Origin of the sequence: Achromobacter spanius, from assembly GCF_002966795.1 — a bacterium.
Classification (GTDB): domain Bacteria; phylum Pseudomonadota; class Gammaproteobacteria; order Burkholderiales; family Burkholderiaceae_B; genus Achromobacter; species Achromobacter spanius_D.
On sequence record NZ_CP023270.1, the window covers coordinates 1,177,105 to 1,196,652 of the forward strand.

General features: G+C 66.8%; 18 protein-coding genes. 4 read left to right on the forward strand and 14 right to left on the reverse strand.

Annotated features, from left to right (window positions below):
- Positions 1-477: 477 nt before the first annotated feature.
- Together CLM73_RS05255 and CLM73_RS05260 are read left to right on the forward strand one after the other, a co-directional pair.
- Complete coding sequence (locus CLM73_RS05255) at positions 478-756, forward strand: DUF4212 domain-containing protein (RefSeq protein ID WP_105237598.1); 279 nt, start codon at positions 478-480, stop codon at positions 754-756.
- Complete coding sequence (locus CLM73_RS05260) at positions 756-2,846, forward strand: sodium:solute symporter family protein (protein WP_105237599.1); 2,091 nt, start codon at positions 756-758, stop codon at positions 2,844-2,846. Before CLM73_RS05255 ends, CLM73_RS05260 begins: the two co-directional genes overlap by 1 nt.
- Here the strand turns inward: CLM73_RS05260 and CLM73_RS05265 are convergent.
- From CLM73_RS05265 to trxB, 5 genes are read right to left on the reverse strand one after another with little or no spacing between them, the layout of a single operon-like run.
- Positions 2,843-3,973 (reverse strand): hypothetical protein, encoded by a 1,131-nt coding sequence (locus CLM73_RS05265; protein WP_105237600.1) that lies wholly within the window; start codon positions 3,971-3,973, stop codon positions 2,843-2,845. The genes CLM73_RS05260 and CLM73_RS05265 overlap by 4 nt on opposite strands.
- Positions 3,960-4,613, reverse strand: a complete 654-nt coding sequence (locus CLM73_RS05270; RefSeq protein WP_234015813.1) for a hypothetical protein — start codon at positions 4,611-4,613, stop codon at positions 3,960-3,962. The genes CLM73_RS05265 and CLM73_RS05270 overlap by 14 nt, the downstream gene beginning before the upstream one ends.
- Positions 4,610-4,939, reverse strand: a complete 330-nt coding sequence (locus CLM73_RS05275; RefSeq protein WP_105237601.1) for a DMT family transporter — start codon at positions 4,937-4,939, stop codon at positions 4,610-4,612. The genes CLM73_RS05270 and CLM73_RS05275 overlap by 4 nt, the downstream gene beginning before the upstream one ends.
- A complete protein-coding gene (locus CLM73_RS05280) occupies positions 4,936-5,610 on the reverse strand; it encodes a Smr/MutS family protein (RefSeq protein WP_105237602.1) in 675 nt (224 codons plus the stop codon). Before CLM73_RS05280 ends, CLM73_RS05275 begins: the two co-directional genes overlap by 4 nt.
- Complete coding sequence (trxB, locus tag CLM73_RS05285; RefSeq protein ID WP_105237603.1) at positions 5,597-6,556, reverse strand: thioredoxin-disulfide reductase; 960 nt, start codon at positions 6,554-6,556, stop codon at positions 5,597-5,599. The genes CLM73_RS05280 and trxB overlap by 14 nt, the downstream gene beginning before the upstream one ends.
- A 42-nt stretch (positions 6,557-6,598) precedes the next feature.
- On the opposite strand from trxB, the gene CLM73_RS05290 reads away from it, so the two are divergent.
- Both CLM73_RS05290 and lolA read left to right on the forward strand, forming a co-directional pair.
- On the forward strand, positions 6,599-8,980 hold the full coding sequence (locus CLM73_RS05290; RefSeq protein ID WP_105237604.1) for a DNA translocase FtsK: 2,382 nt from the start codon (positions 6,599-6,601) through the stop codon (positions 8,978-8,980).
- A complete protein-coding gene (gene lolA, locus CLM73_RS05295) occupies positions 8,980-9,615 on the forward strand; it encodes an outer membrane lipoprotein chaperone LolA (protein ID WP_199778311.1) in 636 nt (211 codons plus the stop codon). The genes CLM73_RS05290 and lolA overlap by 1 nt, the downstream gene beginning before the upstream one ends.
- A gap of 167 nt (positions 9,616-9,782) precedes the next feature.
- On the opposite strand, the gene CLM73_RS05300 is transcribed toward lolA, so the two are convergent.
- The 9 genes from CLM73_RS05300 to CLM73_RS05340 all read right to left on the reverse strand — a co-directional run bounded on the left by CLM73_RS05300 (position 9,783) and on the right by CLM73_RS05340 (position 19,479).
- The gene (locus tag CLM73_RS05300; RefSeq protein ID WP_105237606.1) at positions 9,783-10,196 is read right to left on the reverse strand and encodes a RidA family protein; all 414 of its coding nucleotides are present in this window, start codon (positions 10,194-10,196) and stop codon (positions 9,783-9,785) included.
- Positions 10,197-10,235: 39 nt separating this feature from the next.
- Positions 10,236-11,705 (reverse strand): N-acyl-D-amino-acid deacylase family protein, encoded by a 1,470-nt coding sequence (locus CLM73_RS05305; RefSeq protein ID WP_105237607.1) that lies wholly within the window; start codon positions 11,703-11,705, stop codon positions 10,236-10,238.
- Positions 11,706-11,718: 13 nt separating this feature from the next.
- The gene (locus CLM73_RS05310) at positions 11,719-12,591 is read right to left on the reverse strand and encodes a MurR/RpiR family transcriptional regulator (protein ID WP_056568637.1); all 873 of its coding nucleotides are present in this window, start codon (positions 12,589-12,591) and stop codon (positions 11,719-11,721) included.
- 29 nt (positions 12,592-12,620) lie between these two features.
- The gene (locus tag CLM73_RS05315; RefSeq protein ID WP_105237608.1) at positions 12,621-13,619 is read right to left on the reverse strand and encodes an ABC transporter ATP-binding protein; all 999 of its coding nucleotides are present in this window, start codon (positions 13,617-13,619) and stop codon (positions 12,621-12,623) included.
- On the reverse strand, positions 13,616-14,623 hold the full coding sequence (locus tag CLM73_RS05320; RefSeq protein WP_105237609.1) for an ABC transporter ATP-binding protein: 1,008 nt from the start codon (positions 14,621-14,623) through the stop codon (positions 13,616-13,618). Before CLM73_RS05320 ends, CLM73_RS05315 begins: the two co-directional genes overlap by 4 nt.
- A 2-nt stretch (positions 14,624-14,625) precedes the next feature.
- Positions 14,626-15,495, reverse strand: coding sequence for an ABC transporter permease (locus CLM73_RS05325; protein WP_056568629.1), 870 nt, complete (start codon positions 15,493-15,495; stop codon positions 14,626-14,628).
- Positions 15,496-15,504: 9 nt separating this feature from the next.
- Positions 15,505-16,446 carry an ABC transporter permease gene (locus tag CLM73_RS05330; RefSeq protein WP_105237610.1) on the reverse strand — a complete coding sequence of 314 codons (942 nt, stop codon included), beginning with the start codon at positions 16,444-16,446 and terminating at the stop codon, positions 15,505-15,507.
- Between the two features lie 92 nt (positions 16,447-16,538).
- The gene (locus tag CLM73_RS05335; protein ID WP_105237611.1) at positions 16,539-18,098 is read right to left on the reverse strand and encodes an ABC transporter substrate-binding protein; all 1,560 of its coding nucleotides are present in this window, start codon (positions 18,096-18,098) and stop codon (positions 16,539-16,541) included.
- A gap of 112 nt (positions 18,099-18,210) precedes the next feature.
- Positions 18,211-19,479, reverse strand: coding sequence for an amino acid deaminase (locus tag CLM73_RS05340; RefSeq protein ID WP_105237612.1), 1,269 nt, complete (start codon positions 19,477-19,479; stop codon positions 18,211-18,213).
- Positions 19,480-19,548 lie beyond the last annotated feature (69 nt).

Here is a 19,548-nt window from a genome sequence, read left to right on the forward strand (position 1 = left end):
TGATCTGCGATGCTGTCGCTTCATGCCCGGAATCGGGCTTTTTTAGATGCACGGACTTGGACGGCCGGCGCCATCCGCCATGATCACTATTTGAGCAGCGCTCAAGAATTAGGGCATCCGCCGGGCGGTTTTCAGCGAAAAATCCCAATATTTAGTACGGCGGCCCCAAAATGCACTTATATGGTGCACGGAATATGTAAATGAATGCTCCGTCTTAGGGCATTCCCCTAGTGTGGCATTCCCGCATCTGGTGCAGAATCTCTTCCCATGCAGGTGAGGAGACAAAGCCCTGCATGGGCAAATACCGGCGGCACCGGTACATAAAAAAAGTAAAGCAGTACTCAAAAAAAGCAAACGCACAACGGCTGGCACCAGGAAGTGCCAGCCGTTGTCGCATAAAAAGCCGGCAAATCAAGCTTCAGGGCTTTTCAAGCGCTGCGTTTGGCGATATTCAGATGGGATCTGCTTATCCACGCTATGCCGCAAACGCGCGTCACTCCGTCCCGGACATCCATTACGCCTTACTGGCGCCGCAACCTGCGGCTGATCGTGCTGCTGCTCGTCGTCTGGGCCGCGCTGACCTTCGTCCCCTCGTACTTCGCACGCAGCCTGTCCTTCGACTTCATCGGCTGGCCCTTCGCCTTCTGGATGGCTGCCTATGGCGCTCCGCTGGCCTACCTGATCATCATCGCCGTCTACGCCCGGGTCATGAATCGCGCCGATGAGCGCGCCGACGAAACCGGGGAGCAGCCCTGATGCCGTTTTTCAGCGGCGATACGCCCCAGGAATTCCGCATCCGGCTGCGGCGCATCTACGTGCTGTACACGGCCGGGTTCGCGCTGATGATCCTGCTGATGGCGCTGGCCGAGATCCTGGGCATGCCGCGCAACTGGATCGGCTACGTTTTCCTGCTGGTCACCGTCAGCCTGTACGCCGGCATCGGCATCGTCTGCCGCACCTCGGATCAGGTCGAATACTACGTCGCGGGCCGGCGCGTGCCGGCCATCTACAACGGCATGGCCACGGCGGCCGACTGGATGTCGGTGGCGTCCTTCATCGGCGTGGCGGGCACGCTGTACCTGACCGGCTACGGCGGGCTGGCCTACATCCTGGGCTGGACGGGCGGGTACGTGCTGGTGGCGATGCTGCTGGCGCCGTATCTGCGGCGCTTTGGCCAGTACACCATTCCCGATTTCATGGGCGCGCGCTATGGCGGCAACCTGCCGCGGCTGGCCGGCGTGGCGTGCGCCATCCTCTGTTCGTTCACCTATCTGGTCGCGCAGATCTACGGCGTGGGCATCATCACCACGCGCATGACGGGGATTTCGTTCGAACTGGGCATCTTCGTGGCGCTGGGCGGGATGCTGGTGTGTTCGTTCCTGGGCGGCATGCGGGCCGTGACGTGGACGCAGGTCGGGCAGTACATCATCCTGGTCATCGCGTATCTCGTGCCGGTGATCTGGCTGTCGGTCAAACACACCAACATGCCGCTGCCGCAACTGTCGGGCGGGGCGGTGCTGCAGCAGGTGACCGAAAAAGAGGTCTACCTGCAGAACGATCCCTCCGAGATCGAGGTGCGCGGCATCTGGCAGCAGCGCGCCGATGAAATGGGGCGCCGTCTGCAGGCGCTGCCCGAGTCCTGGACGCTGGAAAAGGACAAGCTGCGCAGCCGGCTGGCCCAGTTGAACGCGGGCGATGCGCCCATGGTCGAGATCCGGTCGGCCGAGCGCGAACTGGCCGCCTACCCGCCCACCGTCGAGGATGCGCGGGCCACGTGGTCGCAAGCCAAGGCAACCTTCGAGGCCCGGGCCGCGCCGCCCACGCCGCATGCCGAACCGTTCCCCGCGAAGGACCCCGAGGAACGCAGCAACATGCGCATCAACTTCCTGGCGATGGTGCTGTGCCTGATGCTGGGCACGGCCGGCATGCCGCACATCCTGATGCGCTCGTACACGACGCCGTCCGTCATCGAGGCGCGCAAATCGGTGTGCTGGTCGCTGCTGTTCATTCTGCTGCTGTATTTCATGGCGCCCGCGCTGGCGCTGCTGGTCAAGTTCGAGATCTATACCCAGGTCGTGGGCTCGAATTTTCTAAGCCTGCCCAACTGGGTGCATGCCTGGAGCGCGGTCGACACCAACCTGCTCGACGTCAGCGACATCAACCGCGATGGCGTCGTGCAGCTCAGCGAAATCAGCATGGGGGCGGACGTCGTGGTGCTGGCCATGCCAGAGATCGGCGGGCTGCCCTACGTGATTTCGGGGCTTGTTGCTGCGGGCGGGCTGGCGGCGGCGCTGTCCACGGCCGACGGCCTGTTGCTGACGCTGTCCAATTCCCTGTCGCACGACATGTGGTACCGCGTCGTGTCGCCGCGCATGTCGGCGGCGCGGCGGGTCATGGTGTCCAAAATCCTGCTGCTGGTGGTGGCGTTTGGCGCGGCGTGGGTCGCGGCCCGCAAGCCCGCGGACATCCTGTTCATGGTGTCGGCGGCGTTTTCGTTCGCGGCCTCGTCATTCTTTCCGGCGCTGGTCATGGGCGTGTTCTGGCGGCGCGCGAACAAATGGGGCGCCACGCTGGGCATGGCGGCCGGGCTGGCCGTGACGTTCGCCTACATGACGCACACGCATCCGTGGCTGCGGGAATCGGTGCTGGGCATCGCGCGCACGCAGCCTGTGGATCTGTGGTGGGGCATTCAGCCCATCGCGGCCGGGGTGTTCGGTGCGCCGGTGGCGTTTCTGACGATCGTGGTGGTGTCGCTGCTGACGCCGCCGCCCGATCGGGCCACGTTGGCGCTGGTGGATTACCTGCGCAATCCGGACGCGCGTCACCCGCAGCCGGACAACACCTAGGGCGCGGGGCAGGCGGCCGGGCGGCGGTCTTCGGGATCGGCGCAGGCTGCCCAGGCGGCGTCGGGCATGGCCTGCAGCAGCGTCAGGACCTGACCCGGCGCCCATAGCCACTGCACACCGCCGGGCGCGCGGCCCGCTGCCGTCCAGATACGTTGGCGGGCGTCGGCGGTAAGGTCGAAGCGCCCATTGGCGCCGCTGTTGCCGCTGGCCAGCACGGACGACGGATCGCGCTTGGCGTCGTAGACATCGGCGTCGCCACGCGGCTGCACGATGGCCCAGTCGTAGTGGTAGGAGTCCAGCGCCGGCGGTTTCCAGCCGGGGCCGGGCAGCACCAGGATCGGGTGTTCGCCCTGAACGGCGCGGTACGGCAATGCTGCCTGCGCGCCCAGACCGTCTTCGGTTTCGCGGACCGGCCGCAGGAAGCGTTGGGCGGTTCCGCCTTTTGTGTCATGCACGATGACCTCGTTCGCTTCGCCGGTTTCGGGCGCGTGGCGGATTGTCCGCGAGAGGCGGCCCGCGGTGTCATGCACGTAGCGCACTTGCGGACGCGTGGCGCCGTCGCAGGCGCCGTCGGCCAGTTCCGCCAGCCAGCCATTGGCGTCGTAACGCAGACAATGCCGGACCGGGCGATTCTCGCGGCCGTCCCGGGCGCGCGAGCGGAGGTCGTAACCGGTCAGCCTGCCGGCCGCGTCGTAGCGAAAGCGCGTTTCGTTGTCCGGCATCGGCAGGGTGGGGCCGGGGTTGGCGCGCGCCTCTTCGACTGTGCGCAGGCTGTATTGGGCGATGCCGCAAAGATGCTGGCTGCCGTCCCCGACGCGCTCGAAGCGCAGCAGGGTGACGCCAATCCGCGCGCCGGGTTCGGCCGCATAGACGGACCAGTCCACGTGTTCGGCCCAGATGACGGGCGTGGCGCGCGGGCCGTCCGTCACCTGGACGGGCGGCAGCCAGCTCCGGATGCGGGAACCGTCCTTGCCCAGCAACGTGTTGGTTTCGTCGAGCCGGACATCGGCGATGACGGTCAGCCTGTCGCCTGCGGCGAGCGGCTGGCAGAGGGCCAGCGCAAGCCCGGGCGCCGCGGACAGCGCGGCAAGGGCAAGCAGGCGCAGGACACAATCAGTTCGCGGCATTGTGCAGCCATGCAACGAGGCCCCACAGCTCGGCGCTGACACCGCCCAGCCTCAGCGCCCCTTCGCGGGACTCCATCAGCAGGAAGGGATAGGCCTTGCGTTCGAACGTGCCGGCAGGCGGCAGCCGGTAGGGGGTGAAGTGGCCGGACGACAGCAGATAGGTGTTGGTCATGTCGCCAACGTCCACGTGCAGATACCAGACGGTCAGATCCGTGCCCTTGAACGCGGCATCGGCTTCCGGATACGTGCCGCCTTGGCCGGCGGGAATGCCGCTGGCCAGCACGCACATGAAGACCGGGCGCAGTCCGTGTTCCGCGCGGTAGTCGCCGTCGCCGGAGCGGCGGGTGAAGGCCTGCCGGATGAAGCCGGCGGCTCGCGAGCCGGGCACCACGGATTTGACGAACATCGCATCGAGCTGCGCGTCGTTCAACGGGCCGCGCGCGGCGGCCAGCCGGTCCATGTCCTGCGTGAAGACGGCCAGCCAGGTCCGGTAGCGCTTGAGCTCGGCCGCGCGGTCAAAGTCCTGGGCGGAGGCGCTGCCCGAGAACAGCCCGGCCAGGCACAGGCAGACGGCAAGCGCGCGGCGCAGGAGGCCCTGCGCCAGGAAACACCGCGCGAGGACCGCGAAGACGGCCGTCAATGCGAGACGGATTTGGAGAAGACGTTCATCACCACCACGCCGGCGATGATGAGGCCGATGCCGATGAGCGCAGGGGTGTCCAGGTGCTGCTTGAACAGCACCGCGCCCACGATGGAGATCAGCACGATGCCGACGCCGGACCAGATCGCGTAGGCAATGCCCACGGGGATCTCACGCAACGTCAGCGACAGGAAATAGAACGAGATCAGGTAGCCGAAGACGGTGATCACGGACGGCACGAGCCGCGTGAAGCCTTCGGAACCCTTGAGTGCGCTGGTGGCGAAGATCTCCGCGACGATCGCCACGCCCAGGTAGACCCATTTCATTTGCGCGGGCCCTCAGACTGCCGCAGCAACACCAGCAGGGCGCCGGCGCCGCCTTCGCGTTCCGGGGCCTCGGAAAACGCCATGACCTCGGCCTTCTGGACCAGCCAGGTGCGCGCCTTGTCCTTCAGGACCGGCTCCAGGCCTTCCGAGTTGTATCCCTTGCCGTGCACGATGCGCACGCAGCGGATGCCGTGTTCCTGGCATTCGTCCAGGAACGACAGCAGGGCGTGGCGGGCCTGTTCGACACGCAGCCCGTGCAGGTCGAGTTCGGCCCCCGCGCGCCATTGGCCGCGGCGCAGGTTGCGCGCGGTGTCGGGCGCCACGTCGCCGCGCACGAAGGCGGTGCCGCCTTCGGACAGCAGATGCGTGATCTCGCCGCCGTCCGACACGCCGGCATCGGCGCGGTTGGGCGTTTCGCCCAGCGCGTTGGCGCGGCGCAGGGCCGGCGCGGGTTCCGCGGCGGGCTTGTGCGTGACGCGTTCCGCGTGCCGGATCGGCGTGACGGACTTCATCGAGCGCTTGAACGCCGCCAGATCGTCCTCGGGGGGCGATGCGGCGCGCGCCGGCGCTGCCGCCGCCCGTTGCGAGGCAAGGGCGGCGCGCTCGCGCTCTTCCTGCAGGTCTTTCTTCAGGCGTTTCAGGTCGGCCACGCCGACCTTACTGCCCCGCATTCTCCAACCACCGTTGGGCGTCCAGGGCGGCCATGCAGCCCGTGCCGGCGCTGGTGATGGCCTGACGGTAGACGTGATCCTGCACGTCGCCGGCGGCAAACACGCCGGGCACGGAGGTCATGGTGGCCATGCCGGACAGGCCGCTCTTGGTGACGATGTAGCCGTCCTTCATGTCGAGCTGGCCCTGGAAGATTTCCGTGTTGGGCTGGTGGCCGATGGCGATGAACGCGCCGGTGACGGCCATGTCTTCGGTGGCGCCGGTGTCCACGTGGCGGACACGCACGCCGGTCACGCCGCTGTCGTCGCCCAGCACTTCTTCCAGCGTGTGGAAGACCTTGAGCTCCATGTTGCCGTTTTCGACCTTGCTCATCAGCTTGTCGACCAGGATGGGCTCGGCGCGGAACTTGTCGCGGCGGTGGATCAGGGTGACCTTGCGGCAGATGTTGGACAGGTAGAGGGCTTCCTCGACGGCGGTATTGCCGCCGCCCACCACGACCACGTCCTGGTTGCGGTAGAAGAAGCCGTCGCAGGTGGCGCAGCCCGACACGCCGCGGCCCATGAAGGACTGTTCGGACGGCAGGCCCAGGTATTTGGCCGAGGCGCCGGTCGCGATGATCAGGGCGTCGCAGGTGTAGATCTTGCCGGTGTCGCCGGTCAAGGTGAAGGGACGCTTGGACAGGTCGACCTTGGCGATGTGGTCGAACAGCATCTCGGTGTTGAAGCGTTCGGCGTGCTTCTGGAAGCGCTGCATCAGGTCGGGGCCCTGCACGCCATCCGCGTCGGCCGGCCAATTGTCGACATCCGTGGTGGTCATGAGCTGGCCGCCTTGGGCCAAACCTGTAACAAGAACAGGGTTAAGATTGGCGCGTGCCGCATAGACGGCCGCCGTGTAACCGGCGGGGCCGGAACCGAGTATCAAAACTTTAGCGTGCGTAGGCGTGGACATGGGCAGGTATCTTTAGGGTAACGCCCAATTATAATGAGCCGCATGCCGCGTATCTCGACTGCTTCTCCGCGCGCCTCGCGCAACACCCGCAACGGACCTTCGCCGCTGCAAACGCGCATTTCCGCGTTGCTGCGCGAAGCCCGCTGGATCCTATTTGCCGCCCTGGCGGCCTGGCTTACCCTGGTGCTCGCCACCTGGAGCGCGTCCGACCCTGGCTGGTCGCACTCGGTTCCGGGCGATGTCGTGCGCAACCAGGGGGGACGCCTGGGCGCCTATCTGGCGGACATCCTCCTCTATCTATTCGGTTTTTCCGCCTGGTGGTGGGTCATCCTGCTGCTGCACCGCGTGCGGGCAGGCTACCGCCGGCTGGCCGCGCAGTTGCGCGTGGCCAATAGCAAACAGCCCGAAGTGCTGCCGCGCGTCCACTGGGAAGAGGGCATTGGCTTCTTTCTGCTGATGGTGGGCTCGCTGGGCATGGAAGCCCTGCGCCTGGCCAGCCGCGGCACGCATCTGCCGGGCGCCTCGGAAACGGCCAGCGGCGCCGGCGGGGTCATCGGCCAGATGCTGGCCGGCCTGATCGGCAGCAGCATCGGCTTTACCGGCGCCACGCTGGCCTTCCTGGTCATGCTCGCGATCGGGCTCAGCCTGTTCTTCTCGTTCTCGTGGTTGGCGGTGGCCGAGCGTGTCGGTTCCTGGCTGGAAGGCCTGGTCCGCAAGATGCGCAATTCCTATACCGCGCGCCAGGACCGCAAGGTCGGCGAAGTCGCCAAGGCCGTGCGCACCGAGCAGGTCGTCGCCAAGCAGGAAAAGCTGGTGCACGAGCAGCCGGTGCGGATTGAGCCGGCCATTACCGTGGTGCCCAAGTCCGAACGTGTCGAAAAGGAAAAGCAGCAATCGCTGTTCTTCCCGCCCACCGGCGGCGCAGAAGGCGATCTGCCGGCCATCAGCCTGCTCGATCCGCCCCTGAACAACCAGGAAACCGTCTCGGCCGAGACCATCGAGTTCACGTCCCGCCTGATCGAAAAGAAGCTGGCCGACTTCGGCGTGTCGGTCACCGTGGTCGCGGCACAGGCCGGTCCGGTCATCACCCGCTACGAAATCGAACCGGCCACCGGCGTGAAGGGCAGCCAGATCGTCAATCTGGCCAAGGATCTGGCGCGGGCGCTCAGCCTGGTCAGCATCCGCGTGGTTGAAACGATTCCCGGCAAAAACCTGATGGGCCTGGAATTGCCCAATCCGCGCCGCCAGATGGTGCGCCTGTCCGAGATCCTGGGTTCGCAGACCTATCACGCCAGCCATTCCGTCGTGACCATGGCGCTGGGCAAGGACATCGCCGGCAATCCGGTGGTGGCCGATCTGGCCAAGATGCCTCACCTGCTGGTGGCAGGCACGACCGGTTCGGGCAAGTCCGTCGGGATCAACGCCATGATCCTGTCGCTGCTGTACAAGGCCGACGCCTCGCACACCCGCCTGATCCTGATCGACCCCAAGATGCTCGAAATGAGCGTCTACGAAGGCATCCCCCATCTGCTGGCGCCGGTCGTCACCGACATGCGGCAGGCGTCCAACGCGCTGAACTGGTGCGTGGGCGAAATGGAAAAGCGCTATCGCCTCATGAGCAAGATGGGCGTGCGCAACCTGGCCGGCTACAACACCAAGATCCGCGACGCGATCAAGCGCGAAGAGCCGATTCCCAATCCGTTCTCGCTGACGCCGGACCAGCCCGAGCCCCTGTCGCCGCTGCCGACCATCGTTGTCGTCATCGACGAGCTGGCCGACCTGATGATGGTCGTGGGCAAGAAGATCGAAGAACTTATCGCTCGGCTGGCGCAGAAGGCGCGCGCGGCGGGCATCCACCTCATCCTGGCCACCCAGCGTCCCAGCGTGGACGTGATCACCGGCCTGATCAAGGCAAACATCCCCACCCGCATTGCGTTCCAGGTGTCGTCCAAGATCGACTCGCGCACCATTCTTGACCAGATGGGTGCGGAAACGCTGCTGGGTCAGGGCGACATGCTGTACATGCCGCCGGGCACCGGCCTGCCGGTGCGCGTGCACGGCGCGTTCTGCAGCGACGACGAAGTCCATCGCGTGGTCGAAAGTCTGAAGGCGCAGGGCGAGCCCAACTATGTCGAGGGCCTCTTGGAAGGCGGCCTGGACGGCGACGGGGCCGAGGGCGCCAGCAGCGTCACGGGCATCGGCGGGGACGCGGAGTCCGACCCGATGTACGACCAGGCTTGCGAAGTCGTGCTCAAGCATCGCCGCGCGTCGATCTCGCTGGTCCAGCGTCATCTGCGCATTGGTTACAACCGTGCAGCCCGGTTACTCGAGCAGATGGAGCAATCGGGTATGGTGTCGGCGATGCAATCCAATGGGAACCGCGAGATCCTGGTTCCCGCAGCCGCCGCCCGAGAGGAAGCATGATGAAGACGTTTCGACGCCTGGCCGCTGTCGCGGTCCTGGGCCTGACTCCGGCGCTGGTTCCGGCCGTGGCGCTGGCCGCCAGCGCGCAGGAGCAATTACGCGCCTTCGTGACCACGGTCACGTCGGCCACCGGGTCGTTCTCGCAGTACACCGTGAACGATCAGGGCCGGACGCAGCCCGCGCAGACCGGGGTGTTCTCGTTCCAGCGTCCCGGCAAGTTCAAGTGGGCCGTGCAAAAGCCTTACGAGCAGCTCGTCATATCCGACGGCCGGCAGGTGTTTCAGTTTGACCCCGACCTGGCGCAGGTCACCGAGCGCAAGGTCGACGCGGCTATCGGCACCTCGCCTGCGGCCATTCTCTTTGGCTCGGGATCGCTGGAGCAGAGCTTCGACGTGTCCGCGCTGCCTGCCAAGGATGGCGTGGATTGGTTGCGCGCCAAGCCGCGCACCGCCGACGCCGGTTTTTCGCGCGTGGACATCGGCATGAAGAACAACCTGCCCGTGCGCGTGGAACTGCTGGATTCGTTCGGCCAGACCACCCGCGTCGACCTGTCAGGCATCCAGGCCAACCCGCAACTGCCCGCCAAGGAATTCCAGTTCACCGCGCCCAAGGGCGTGGATGTGGTGAAGATGTAGCGCGGACTTGGCGCTGGCCAATGCAGAATGCCCGGGGAACCGGGCATTTTTTGTTTTAGATGCGGTGTCTGGCGGCGGCCGTGCAATGAACCCGGTGTCTGACACCCGTGTGAGACGGTCGTCAGCTTGGGCCGGCATCGCAGGGGTGTCAGACACCTGCCTGCGTGTCAGGGGCGCTTATACGCTACGCAGTCGACTTCCACTTTCGCATCCACCACCAGGCTCGACTGCACGCAGGCACGCGCTGGCGGATTGGCGCCGAAGTATTCCTTGAACACCTTGTTGAACGACGCAAAGTCACGCGCGTCGTCCAGCCAGACGCCGCAGCGCACGACGTGTTCGGGGCCGTAGCCGGCTTCCTGCAGGATCGCCAGCACCTGCTGGATGGCCTTGTGGCTTTGCGCGACGATGCCGCCTTCGATCACTTCGCCGTTGTCCATCGGCACCTGGCCGGACACATACAGCCAGCCGTCGGCGGCGACGGCGCGGGCGAAGGGCATGTGCGAGCCGCCCTGGCCGGTGCCGCCGGCCACGCCGTAGCGGGTGATGCCGTTGTTGTCGGGAGTGGGGGTAGCGCTCATGGGATGGTTCTCCTTGAAGATGTCCGGAAGCCGCCGCGGTCAGGCGGCCGAAAGATCGGGGTAAGACGCGCGCAGGTCGCCGCTGCGCGGTAGCCAGCGGCCGGCGCGCTCGCCGGTGGCCTGGCCCTTGCGGTACGACAGGACGCCGTTGACCCACACCGCCTGGATGCCCGCCGCGGTCTGCACGGGCGCGGCAAAGGTGGCGCTGTCGATGACGGTGTCGGGGTTGAACAACACCAGATCCGCGTGATAACCCTCGCGCACGAAGCCGCGCTCGGCCAGGCCGAAGCGGGCGGCGGACAGGCCGGTCATCTTGTGCACGGCCTGGGCCAGCGGAAACAGGCCCACGTCCCGGCTGTAATGACCCAGCACGCGCGGGAAGGCGCCCCACAGCCGCGGATGCGGCATCGGATCGTTCGGCAGGCCGTCCGACCCCACCATGGTCAGGGGGTGCGACAGCACGCGGCGCACGTCGTCCTCGTGCATGTTGTGATACACCGCGCCGGCCGGTTGCAGCCGTTGGGCTGCCTCCAGCAGCGTCACGCCCCAATCGGCCGCAATGGCCGCGAGCTTGCGTCGCGCCTGCTCCGGGTGCGGCTCGGACCACGTGATGTCGATGTCGAATTCGTCCGTGACCTGCTTCAAATCCAGCGTCGACGAACTGGCCGAATACGGGTAGCAGTCGCAACCCACGTGCTGCATTCGCCCTGCGTTTTCCAGCGCGAACAGCACTTCTTTCGTGCGGCCCCAGTTGCCGGCGCCCGCGCATTTCAGGTGCGACACCACGACCGGCACACGTGCGTGCGCGGCGATGTCGAAGGCTTCCTGCATGGCCTCCAGGATGGCGGCGAATTCCGAACGCAGATGCGTCGTGTACAGCGCGCCGAACTCGTCCAGGGCCTCGGCCAGCAGCTTGACCTCGGCCGTGTCCGCCTCGAACGCGGACGCGTAGGCCAGGCCGGTGCTCAGTCCGATCGCGCCGTGCGCCAGCGCGTCGCGCAATTGCTCGCGCATCGCCAACACCTCGTCGCGCGTCGCCGCCCGGTCGAGCCGATCCATGTGATTGCTGCGCAAGGCGGTATGCCCGACCAGCGCGGCCACGTTCACAGCGGGCCGGGCGGCCTCGATGGCGCGGGTGTAGTCGGCAAAGGTGGCATAGCGGAAGTCCTCGCGCTTGCCCAGCAGGTTCATCGGGTCGGGCGGATCGCCGCGCAGCGTGACCGGCGAGGCGCTGATGCCGCAATTGCCCACGACCACGGTCGTCACGCCCTGCGACAGCTTGGGCAGCATGTCCGGCGTGCGGATGACGGTGGTGTCGTCGTGGGTGTGGACGTCGATGAAGCCGGGGGCCAGCGCCAGGTCGGTGCCGTCGATGATCTGGCGCGCGGGAGCGCCGGGCAGGTCGCCGATGGCGGCAATGCGGCCGCCTTCCAGCGCCACGCTGGCGCGGATTTCCGGGCCGCCGGAGCCGTCCAGGATCCGGACGTTGCCTATGAGGGTGTCGTACATCTTGGTTTCCAGATCAATCGCCCAGCGGCAGGCGGTTCGGCCCGCCGCGGTGCTCGTCCAGCGCCAGCTTGATGCGGCGCAGGCGTTCGCGGTTTTCTTCCTGGTTCAGCATGGCCAGTTCGGTCGACAGCAGGTCGATGGCCAGCATCATCGCGTAGCGCGAGGCGGAGGGCTTGTAGATGAAGTCGGTCTCGTCGGTGCGGATCGGCAGCACCACGTCGGCCAGTTTGGCCAGTTCGGACGATGCATCCGTGATGGCAACGATGCGCGCGCGGTACTGCTTCACGATGCGCGCCGCGCCCACGATTTCAGGCGTGAGGCCCGATGCGGACAGCACCAGCACCGCATCGCGCTCGTCCAGCGTGGCCGCCACCATGCGCAGCAGCACGGCGTCGCTGTAGACGGCGATGGGATAGCCCAGCCGCACCAGGCGCGACTGCACTTCCTGCGCCAGCACCGCCGACGCGCCGCCCATGCCGAAGACGTAGATCATGCGCGCCCCATCGACGATGGACGCGGCCGCTTCAAAGAGCTGCTCGGTGAATGCGGGCAGGTGCGCGCGCAGCGTGCTTTCGATGTCGGCGTAGATGCGGGCGTAAAACGTGCTTTCCTCGGCCGGGGCGCTGGGATCCAGGAACCGGCTGCCCACCGTGCTGGCCTGCGCCAGCTTCATCTTCAGGTCGCGCGTGTCGTCGCAGCCGACCGTGCGCGCAAAGCGCGAAATGGTGGCGATGCTGACGCCGGCCTTGGCCGCAAGCTGGTCCACGGTGGCGCTTGCGCTCCAGATGATGTCGTCCAGAATGGCGTCGGCCACCTTGCGTTCGGTCACGCTCAATGCGTCCCGCCGACTGCGTATCTGGAAGACGATGTCGCGGATGATGTTCATGTGTGATTCCTGGATCAATTCGGGCGGGCTCAGGCCGCGAGCGCGGGATCGTCGAGGCGGATGCAGGACACGTAGTGGTCCGCGCTGACGCCGACGGCCGGCGGCACGGCCGCGGCACAGGCGTCGATGGCGTGCGGGCAGCGCGTGCGGAACACGCAGCCGGATGGCGGGTTCACCGGGCTCGGGATATCGCCCTTCAGGAGGATACGCGAACGCGGCGCGCGCGGATCCGGCACGGGCGCGGCGGACAGCAGCGCGCGCGTGTAGGGATGGCGGGGGCGGGCGTAGACCTCGCTGGTCGGCCCGCGCTCCATGACGCGGCCCAGGTACATCACCACCACGTCGTCGCACAGGTAATCCACCACGGCCAGGTCGTGCGCCACGAACAGCATGGTCAGGCCCAGGTCGCGCTGCAGGTCCTGCAGCAGGTTCAGCACCTGCGCCTGCACCGACACGTCCAGTGCGGACACCGGCTCGTCGGCCACGATGAAATCGGGTTCCACCGCCAGCGCGCGCGCAATGCCGATGCGCTGGCGCTGGCCGCCGGAGAACTCATGCGGATAGCGGCGGCTGTGGTCCGCGTTCAGGCCCACGCGCTCAAGCAGTTCGCCGATCCGCTCGGCGCGGCGGTTCTGCGCCAGCTTGTGCGTGTCCAGCGCCTCGCCCAGGATCTCGGCCACCGTCATGCGCGGATTCAGGCTGGCGTACGGGTCCTGAAACACGATCTGCATGCGGCGGCGCCACGGCAGCATCTGCTTTTCGTTGAGCGTGGTGATGTCCTGCCCGTCGAACACGATGCGGCCGGCGGTGGGCGCAAACAGGCGCAGCAGCGCGCGCCCGGTCGTGGTCTTGCCGGAACCGGATTCGCCCACCAGGCCGACGATGGTGTTGCGCGGCACATCGAAGCTCACGCCGTCCACGGCGCGCACGACAGGGGCATTGCGCGCCTGCGAGGTCGGAAAGTGGACCTTCAGGTCGTCGATGCGCACCAGCGGCTCGGCGGCGTGGGGAGTCGGAATGCTCGTCATATCTGATTCACCTTGATGCAGCGGGCGCGGTGTTCGGCCTGCACCGTCACCAGGTCGGGCACGCCGGCGCGGCAGTCGTCCGCGGCCAGCGGGCAGCGCGGCGCAAACGTGCAGCCGGGCGGCAGCGACAGCACGCTGGGCACGTTGCCCGGAATGGCGCGAAGACGTTCGCCCGACGCCAGCAGCGCGGCCGTCGGCAGACAGGACAGCAGGCCGCGCGTGTAGGGATGCGTGGGCTTTTCGAACAGGTCGTAGACGCCGGCGTCCTCGACCACGCGGCCGGCATACATGACGGCCACGCGATGCGCGATCTCGGCCACCACGCCCAGGTTGTGCGTGATGAAGAGGATGCTCATGTTCATCTCGGCCTGCAGGCGGCGCAGCAGGTCCAGGATCTGCGCCTGCACCGTCACGTCCAGCGCCGTCGTGGGCTCGTCAGCGATCAGCACCGCGGGGTTGCACGCCAGGGCCAGCGCGATCATCACGCGCTGGCGCATGCCGCCCGACATCTGGTGCGGGTATTCGTTGACGCGGCGGTCGGCCGCCGGGATCTCCACGCGCTCCAGCATCTCGCGGGCGCGCTTCAATGCCGCCGCGCGCGAGCCGCCTTCGTGTTGCAGCACTGCCTCGGCAATCTGATCGCCCACGGTGTACAGCGGGTTCAGGCTGGTCATGGGCTCCTGGAAGATCATCGCGATCTCGGCGCCGCGGATGCGTTGCAGCGTGGCGGGCGTCGCGTGCGCCAGGTCGTGCTGCACGCCCTGGCGGTCGCGGAACAGGATCTTGCCGGCCTCGATGCGGCCCGCCGGCTTGGGCAAGAGGCCCATGATGGACAGGCTGGTCACGGACTTGCCGGAACCGGATTCGCCGACGATGGCCAGCGTTTCGCCGCGGGCCAGGTCGAAGGTGACGCCGTCCACCGATTTGGCGATGCCGTCGCGGCTGTGGAACCAGGTCTTTAAGCCTTCCACCGACAGCACGATGTCTCGGGTGCTTGCGGTCATGTTTACAGCTCCTTGCGCAGGCGCGGATCGAGAACGTCGCGCAGGCCGTCGCCCACCAGTTGCAGCGACAGCACGGACAGCACGATGGCGATGCCGGGAAAGATCATGATCCAGTCCGCCGAGCCCATGTACTGCTGGCCGGCGTTGATCATGGTGCCCCAGGTCGGAATGTCGGGCGACACGCCCACGCCCAGGAACGACAGGCCCGCCTCGGCCAGGATGGCGTACGCGAAGATGAAGGTGCCCTGCACCAGGATGGGCGACACCAGGTTGCGCAGCACGTGCACGGTGACGATGCGCCACGTGGGCACGCCCAGCGCGCGGGCCGCTTCCACAAAGGGCAGCTCGCGGATCACCAGCGTCGAGGCCCGCACGATGCGCGCCAGGCGCGGCGTGTACACGATGCCCAGCGCGATCACCACGTTGACCAGCGACGGCCCCAGCGCGGCTACCAGCGAGATCGCCAGCAGGATGTCGGGGAACGCCATCATGGCGTCGATCAGCCGCGACACGAACTTGTCGGCGGTTCGGAAGAACCCGGCGATCAGTCCCAGCGCAATGCCCAGCACGCTGGACAGGATGACAACGGAAAAGCCCACCATCAGCGACAGCCGTCCGCCGTGGATGACGCGGCTGAAAACGTCGCGGCCGAAGTCGTCGGTGCCGAACCAGTGCGCGGCGCCCGGCGCCTTCAGGCGGTTCATGATGGACAGCTTGAACGGATCGTAGGGGCTGATCCACGGCGCCAGCAGCGCGGCGGCCGCCAGCACCACGATCACGATAAGGCTGATCAGCACCGTCTTGCGCGACACCAGCAGGCGCAGGACCTGCCAGCGGTCCGAGCCGGGATTCATGGAAGTTGCAGTCGTCATATCGATGGCTCAGTAACGCACGCGGGGGTCGACCACGAGGTACAGCAGGTCGATGAACAGATTGATCAGCACGTAGATGGCCGCGATGATCAGCAGCGCGCCCTGGATGACCGGATAATCCCGCCGCAGCACGGCCGACACCACCAGGCTGCCCACGCCGGGCAGGCCAAACACGGTCTCGGTCACGACCGCACCGCTGATCAGCAGCGCCGTGGTCAGGCCCAGCACCGTCAGAATCGGAATCAACGCGTTGCGCACCGCGTGCTTCAGGATGACCTTGCGTTCCGGCAGGCCCTTGGCGCGCGCCGTGCGCACGTAGTCGTCGCGCAGCACGTCCAGCATGCTGGCGCGGATGAAGCGGGTGATCAGCGCCGAATTCACCAGTCCCAGCACGACCGCAGGCAGGATCAAGTGCGACAGGCGCGTGGCCAGCGAGGCGTCCGGCCCGCCATAGCCGGCCACCGGCAGCCAGCCCAGCTTCACGGAGAACACCTGCATCAGCAGCAGCCCCAGCCAGAAGCTCGGCACGCTGGACGTGAACATCGAGAACGACAGCACCGACTGGTCCAGCGTGGTGCCGCGCTTGACCGCCGACAGAATGCCGACCGGCAGCGCGATGGCGCTGGCGATCAGCAGCGACATCAGCGTCAGCAGAATCGTCGGTTCGGCGCGGTCGGCCAGCGCCGACAGCACCGGCTTGTTCATGAAAATGGACTGGCCCAGATCGCCCTGCACAAGCTTGCCCAGCCACGACACGTACTGGATTGCCACGGGCTGGTCCAGCCCGAGCTGCGCGCGCAGGGCGGCGATGTCCTGCTGGCTGGCCTGCGGGCCGAGCATCACGGCGGCCGGGTCGCCGGGCGTGAGGCGGATGATCACGAACACGATGGTCGCGACGATGAACATCACGGCCACCAGCCCGACCAGCCGATTCAAGAGATAACGCAACACGGTGACATCCTAAAAATCATTGCGTGGGCGCGAGCGATCGCGCGCGCAGGTCCGCGGCGGCGGGCGGCAGCGGCCGCCCGCCGGGCAGGGGCTTACTTGGGCGCCTTCCAGGCGTTCCAGAAGTACGGCCACGGCACCGCCTGCGTGCCTTGCAGCGCGGGCGAGCGCGCGGCTTGCGCATTGAAGTCGCCCACCTTGATGAACGGCACCTCGTCATACACGGCCTGCTGCACGTCGGCCCAGCGCTTGACGCGCTCTTCCTGCGAGCCGGCCTGATTGAAGGCGTCCAGCACCTGGTTGCGGCGCGGCGTGTCCCACCAGCCCGGCGCGTCCTTGGACGGGAAGTCGATCAGCGCGGGTTCGGGCAGGAAGGGGCTGTGGGTAATGAAGATGTCCCACACGGCCGGATCCTGGCGGCGCTGCGTCAGCGTGGCCCAATCCACGACCTGCATGTCCACCGTGAACCCGGCGGCCTTCAGGTATTCGGCGGCGACCAACGCCATCTTGTAGTGGAACTCGTACTGCTGGCTGGTCAGGATGCGGATCTTGCGGTCCTGCACGTTGGCGCTGTCGACCAGCTTCTTGGCCGCTGCGGCGTCGCCCTTGTTGTAGACCTTGCCGCCCAGCGACGTGGCCCACGGGAAGCCTTCCGGGTACAGGTCGCCGTTGAGCTTGTAGAAGTTCTTGTCGCCGAACGCCGCGAACAGCATGTCTTCTTCGTTCAGGGCCAGCTGCACCGCCTGGCGGACAGCCTGGTTCGACATGATGCCCTGCTTGGTGTTGAGCACCAGGCGCGGCCAGCCGAAGGGCTTGAGCATGACCGGATCGGACCGGCCGTTCTTCAGCTTGGCCAGCGACTCCACGGGCAGCGAATCCACATAGTCGAACTGGCCTGCCACCGCGCTTTCCACGCGGGTGTTGGCGTTGCTGACCGGCACGAAGCGGATCTCGTCCAGGTATTGCTTGCGCGCGCCGCCGTAGCCGTTGGGCTCGCCTTCGCGCTGCTTGTAACCGTCAAAGCGGACAAGCTGCACGTACTGGTCGGGCACGCGGGCCTTGAGCTGGTAGGGGCCGGTGCCGACGAATTCGGTCAGGGCCGGCGCGATCTTGCCCTTGGGCATGACGACCGCGGCGCTGTTGTTCATGGCCAGCAGCGCGGTCAGCGGCGCGTACGGCTGCTTGAGCGTGATGCGGATCGTGTTGGCGTCCGGGGCCTCGATGCCGCTGATGATCTTGGCGGCCATCTTGCCGCGCGTGGCGGTCTCGGTCCAGCGCTTCAGCGACGCCAGCACGTCGGACGAATCCATCTTCGAGCCGTCATGGAACGTGATGCCCTGGCGCAGCGGAATCGTGTAGACCAGGCCGTCTGCCGACACGTCCGGCATCTTGTCGGCCAGAAGCGGCGTCAGGTTCCACTTGGCGTCAAAGGTGTACAGCGTCTCGAAGAAGTGCTGGGTCAGGATGCCCACCAGATCCGCCGTGCTGGTCATCGGGTCCAGCGTCGGCGGTTCGCCGATGGTGGCGACAGAGATCGTGCCTCCCTTGACCGGCGTGGCACAGAGGGCGGGGGTCGACAAAGCGGTCAAGCCAATTGCGCCGGCCGCGAGCAGGCTCTTCAGCCCACCGCCTCGCCGGGAGGTACGGAAGTTCATGATTCTCTCTCCAGAGGAACAGAAACAGGTTGTCGCGTGAAATCGGATGAGCGCCGGGTGCCCGGATGCTGCGGTCCCCTGTGGGCCTGGCGCGGTGCCGCGGGCAGGGGGACTAGAAGAAGGTTTCGGCCACGCCGGTGACGCCGTAGTGCTCGTTCACCAGCAGCACCTGACGCCATTTGTCGAACGTCAGGCAGGGATGCGAAATATCGAATGCGATCATGTCGCCGACCTGGATGTCGTCGCCGTCGCCCACCTGCATGAAGGCATGCTGATCCATCATCGCGGACAGCTTCCAGTGGGCCGGCGCGGCGCCGGGCTGCACCGAACCGGGCCGGTACAGCAGGGCGGGGGTGGGCAGGCCCGCGTCAAAGGCCGCGTCGCGCTTGCCCAGGGCGATGATGGCGCGGCCCGGTTCGGGCAGCGATTGCACGTAGGCCCAGACCTGCAAGGCGGGCTGCAGGCCGGGCTCCATCTTGCGCGCCACCGGGTTCTGCGCGTTGATGCGCTCGGCCGCGGTGCGGTAGATGCCCACGTCGTGCGACAGGTAGCAACCCGGACGCAGCACCACTTCCAGCGGGCTGCCGATATCCAGTTGCGAGAATTCCTCGGCCACGACGTCGAACCAGGCCGAACCGGCGCCGGAGATGATGGCCGGACCGTTCTTGCGCAGACGGCCAGCGGAGGCCAGGCCGCGCAGCGCATCCGTGGCGCGGCGCAGGAACGCGCGGATGGCGCCTTCTTCCTGCAGCACGCCTTCATAGACCTCGATGCCGGCCAGCGCCAGGCCGGGCCAGCGGGCAATTTCGTCGGCCACCGCCTGCAACTGCGCGTCATCGCGCACGCCGGTGCGTCCGCCGGCCGGACCCAGTTCGATCAGCACCGGCAGCACCTTGCCCTCGTCGGCGAAGAACTTGCCCAGTTGCGCGGCGTTGGCGGCCGAATCCACGATGCAGAAGAACGTGAAGGCGGGATCCTGCAGCAGGCGCGCAATGATGGCCATGTTGGCGCGGCCCACGAGCTGGTTGGCCATCAGCACCCGGCGCACGCCGTGCTGGTAGGCCGCCAGCACCTGCGGCGCGGTGGCCAGCGTGATGCCCCAGGCGCCGTTGTCGATCTGGCGCTTGAACAGCGCCGGGCTCATCGTCGTCTTGCCGTGCGGCGCCAGCTTGACGTGATAGGCCTCCATGAACTGCTGCATCCACTGCAGGTTGTGGCGCACGCGCGTTTCGTACAGCACGGCCACGGGCAGGCTCACGTCTTCGTTCAGCAGATTCCAGTTGAGCGCCGCCACGTCGGCGGTGGTACAGGACTCGGGAAACGCGCCCAGGCCTTTGCCATTCACGTCCAGCGGCGCTGCGGGGGAGGAGGAGTTGGTCATGGGAGCGGCCTGTTTTGGAAAATATTTACGTCAAATCTGGTTTTTTTCATTATCGTGAAAGAAATTTAC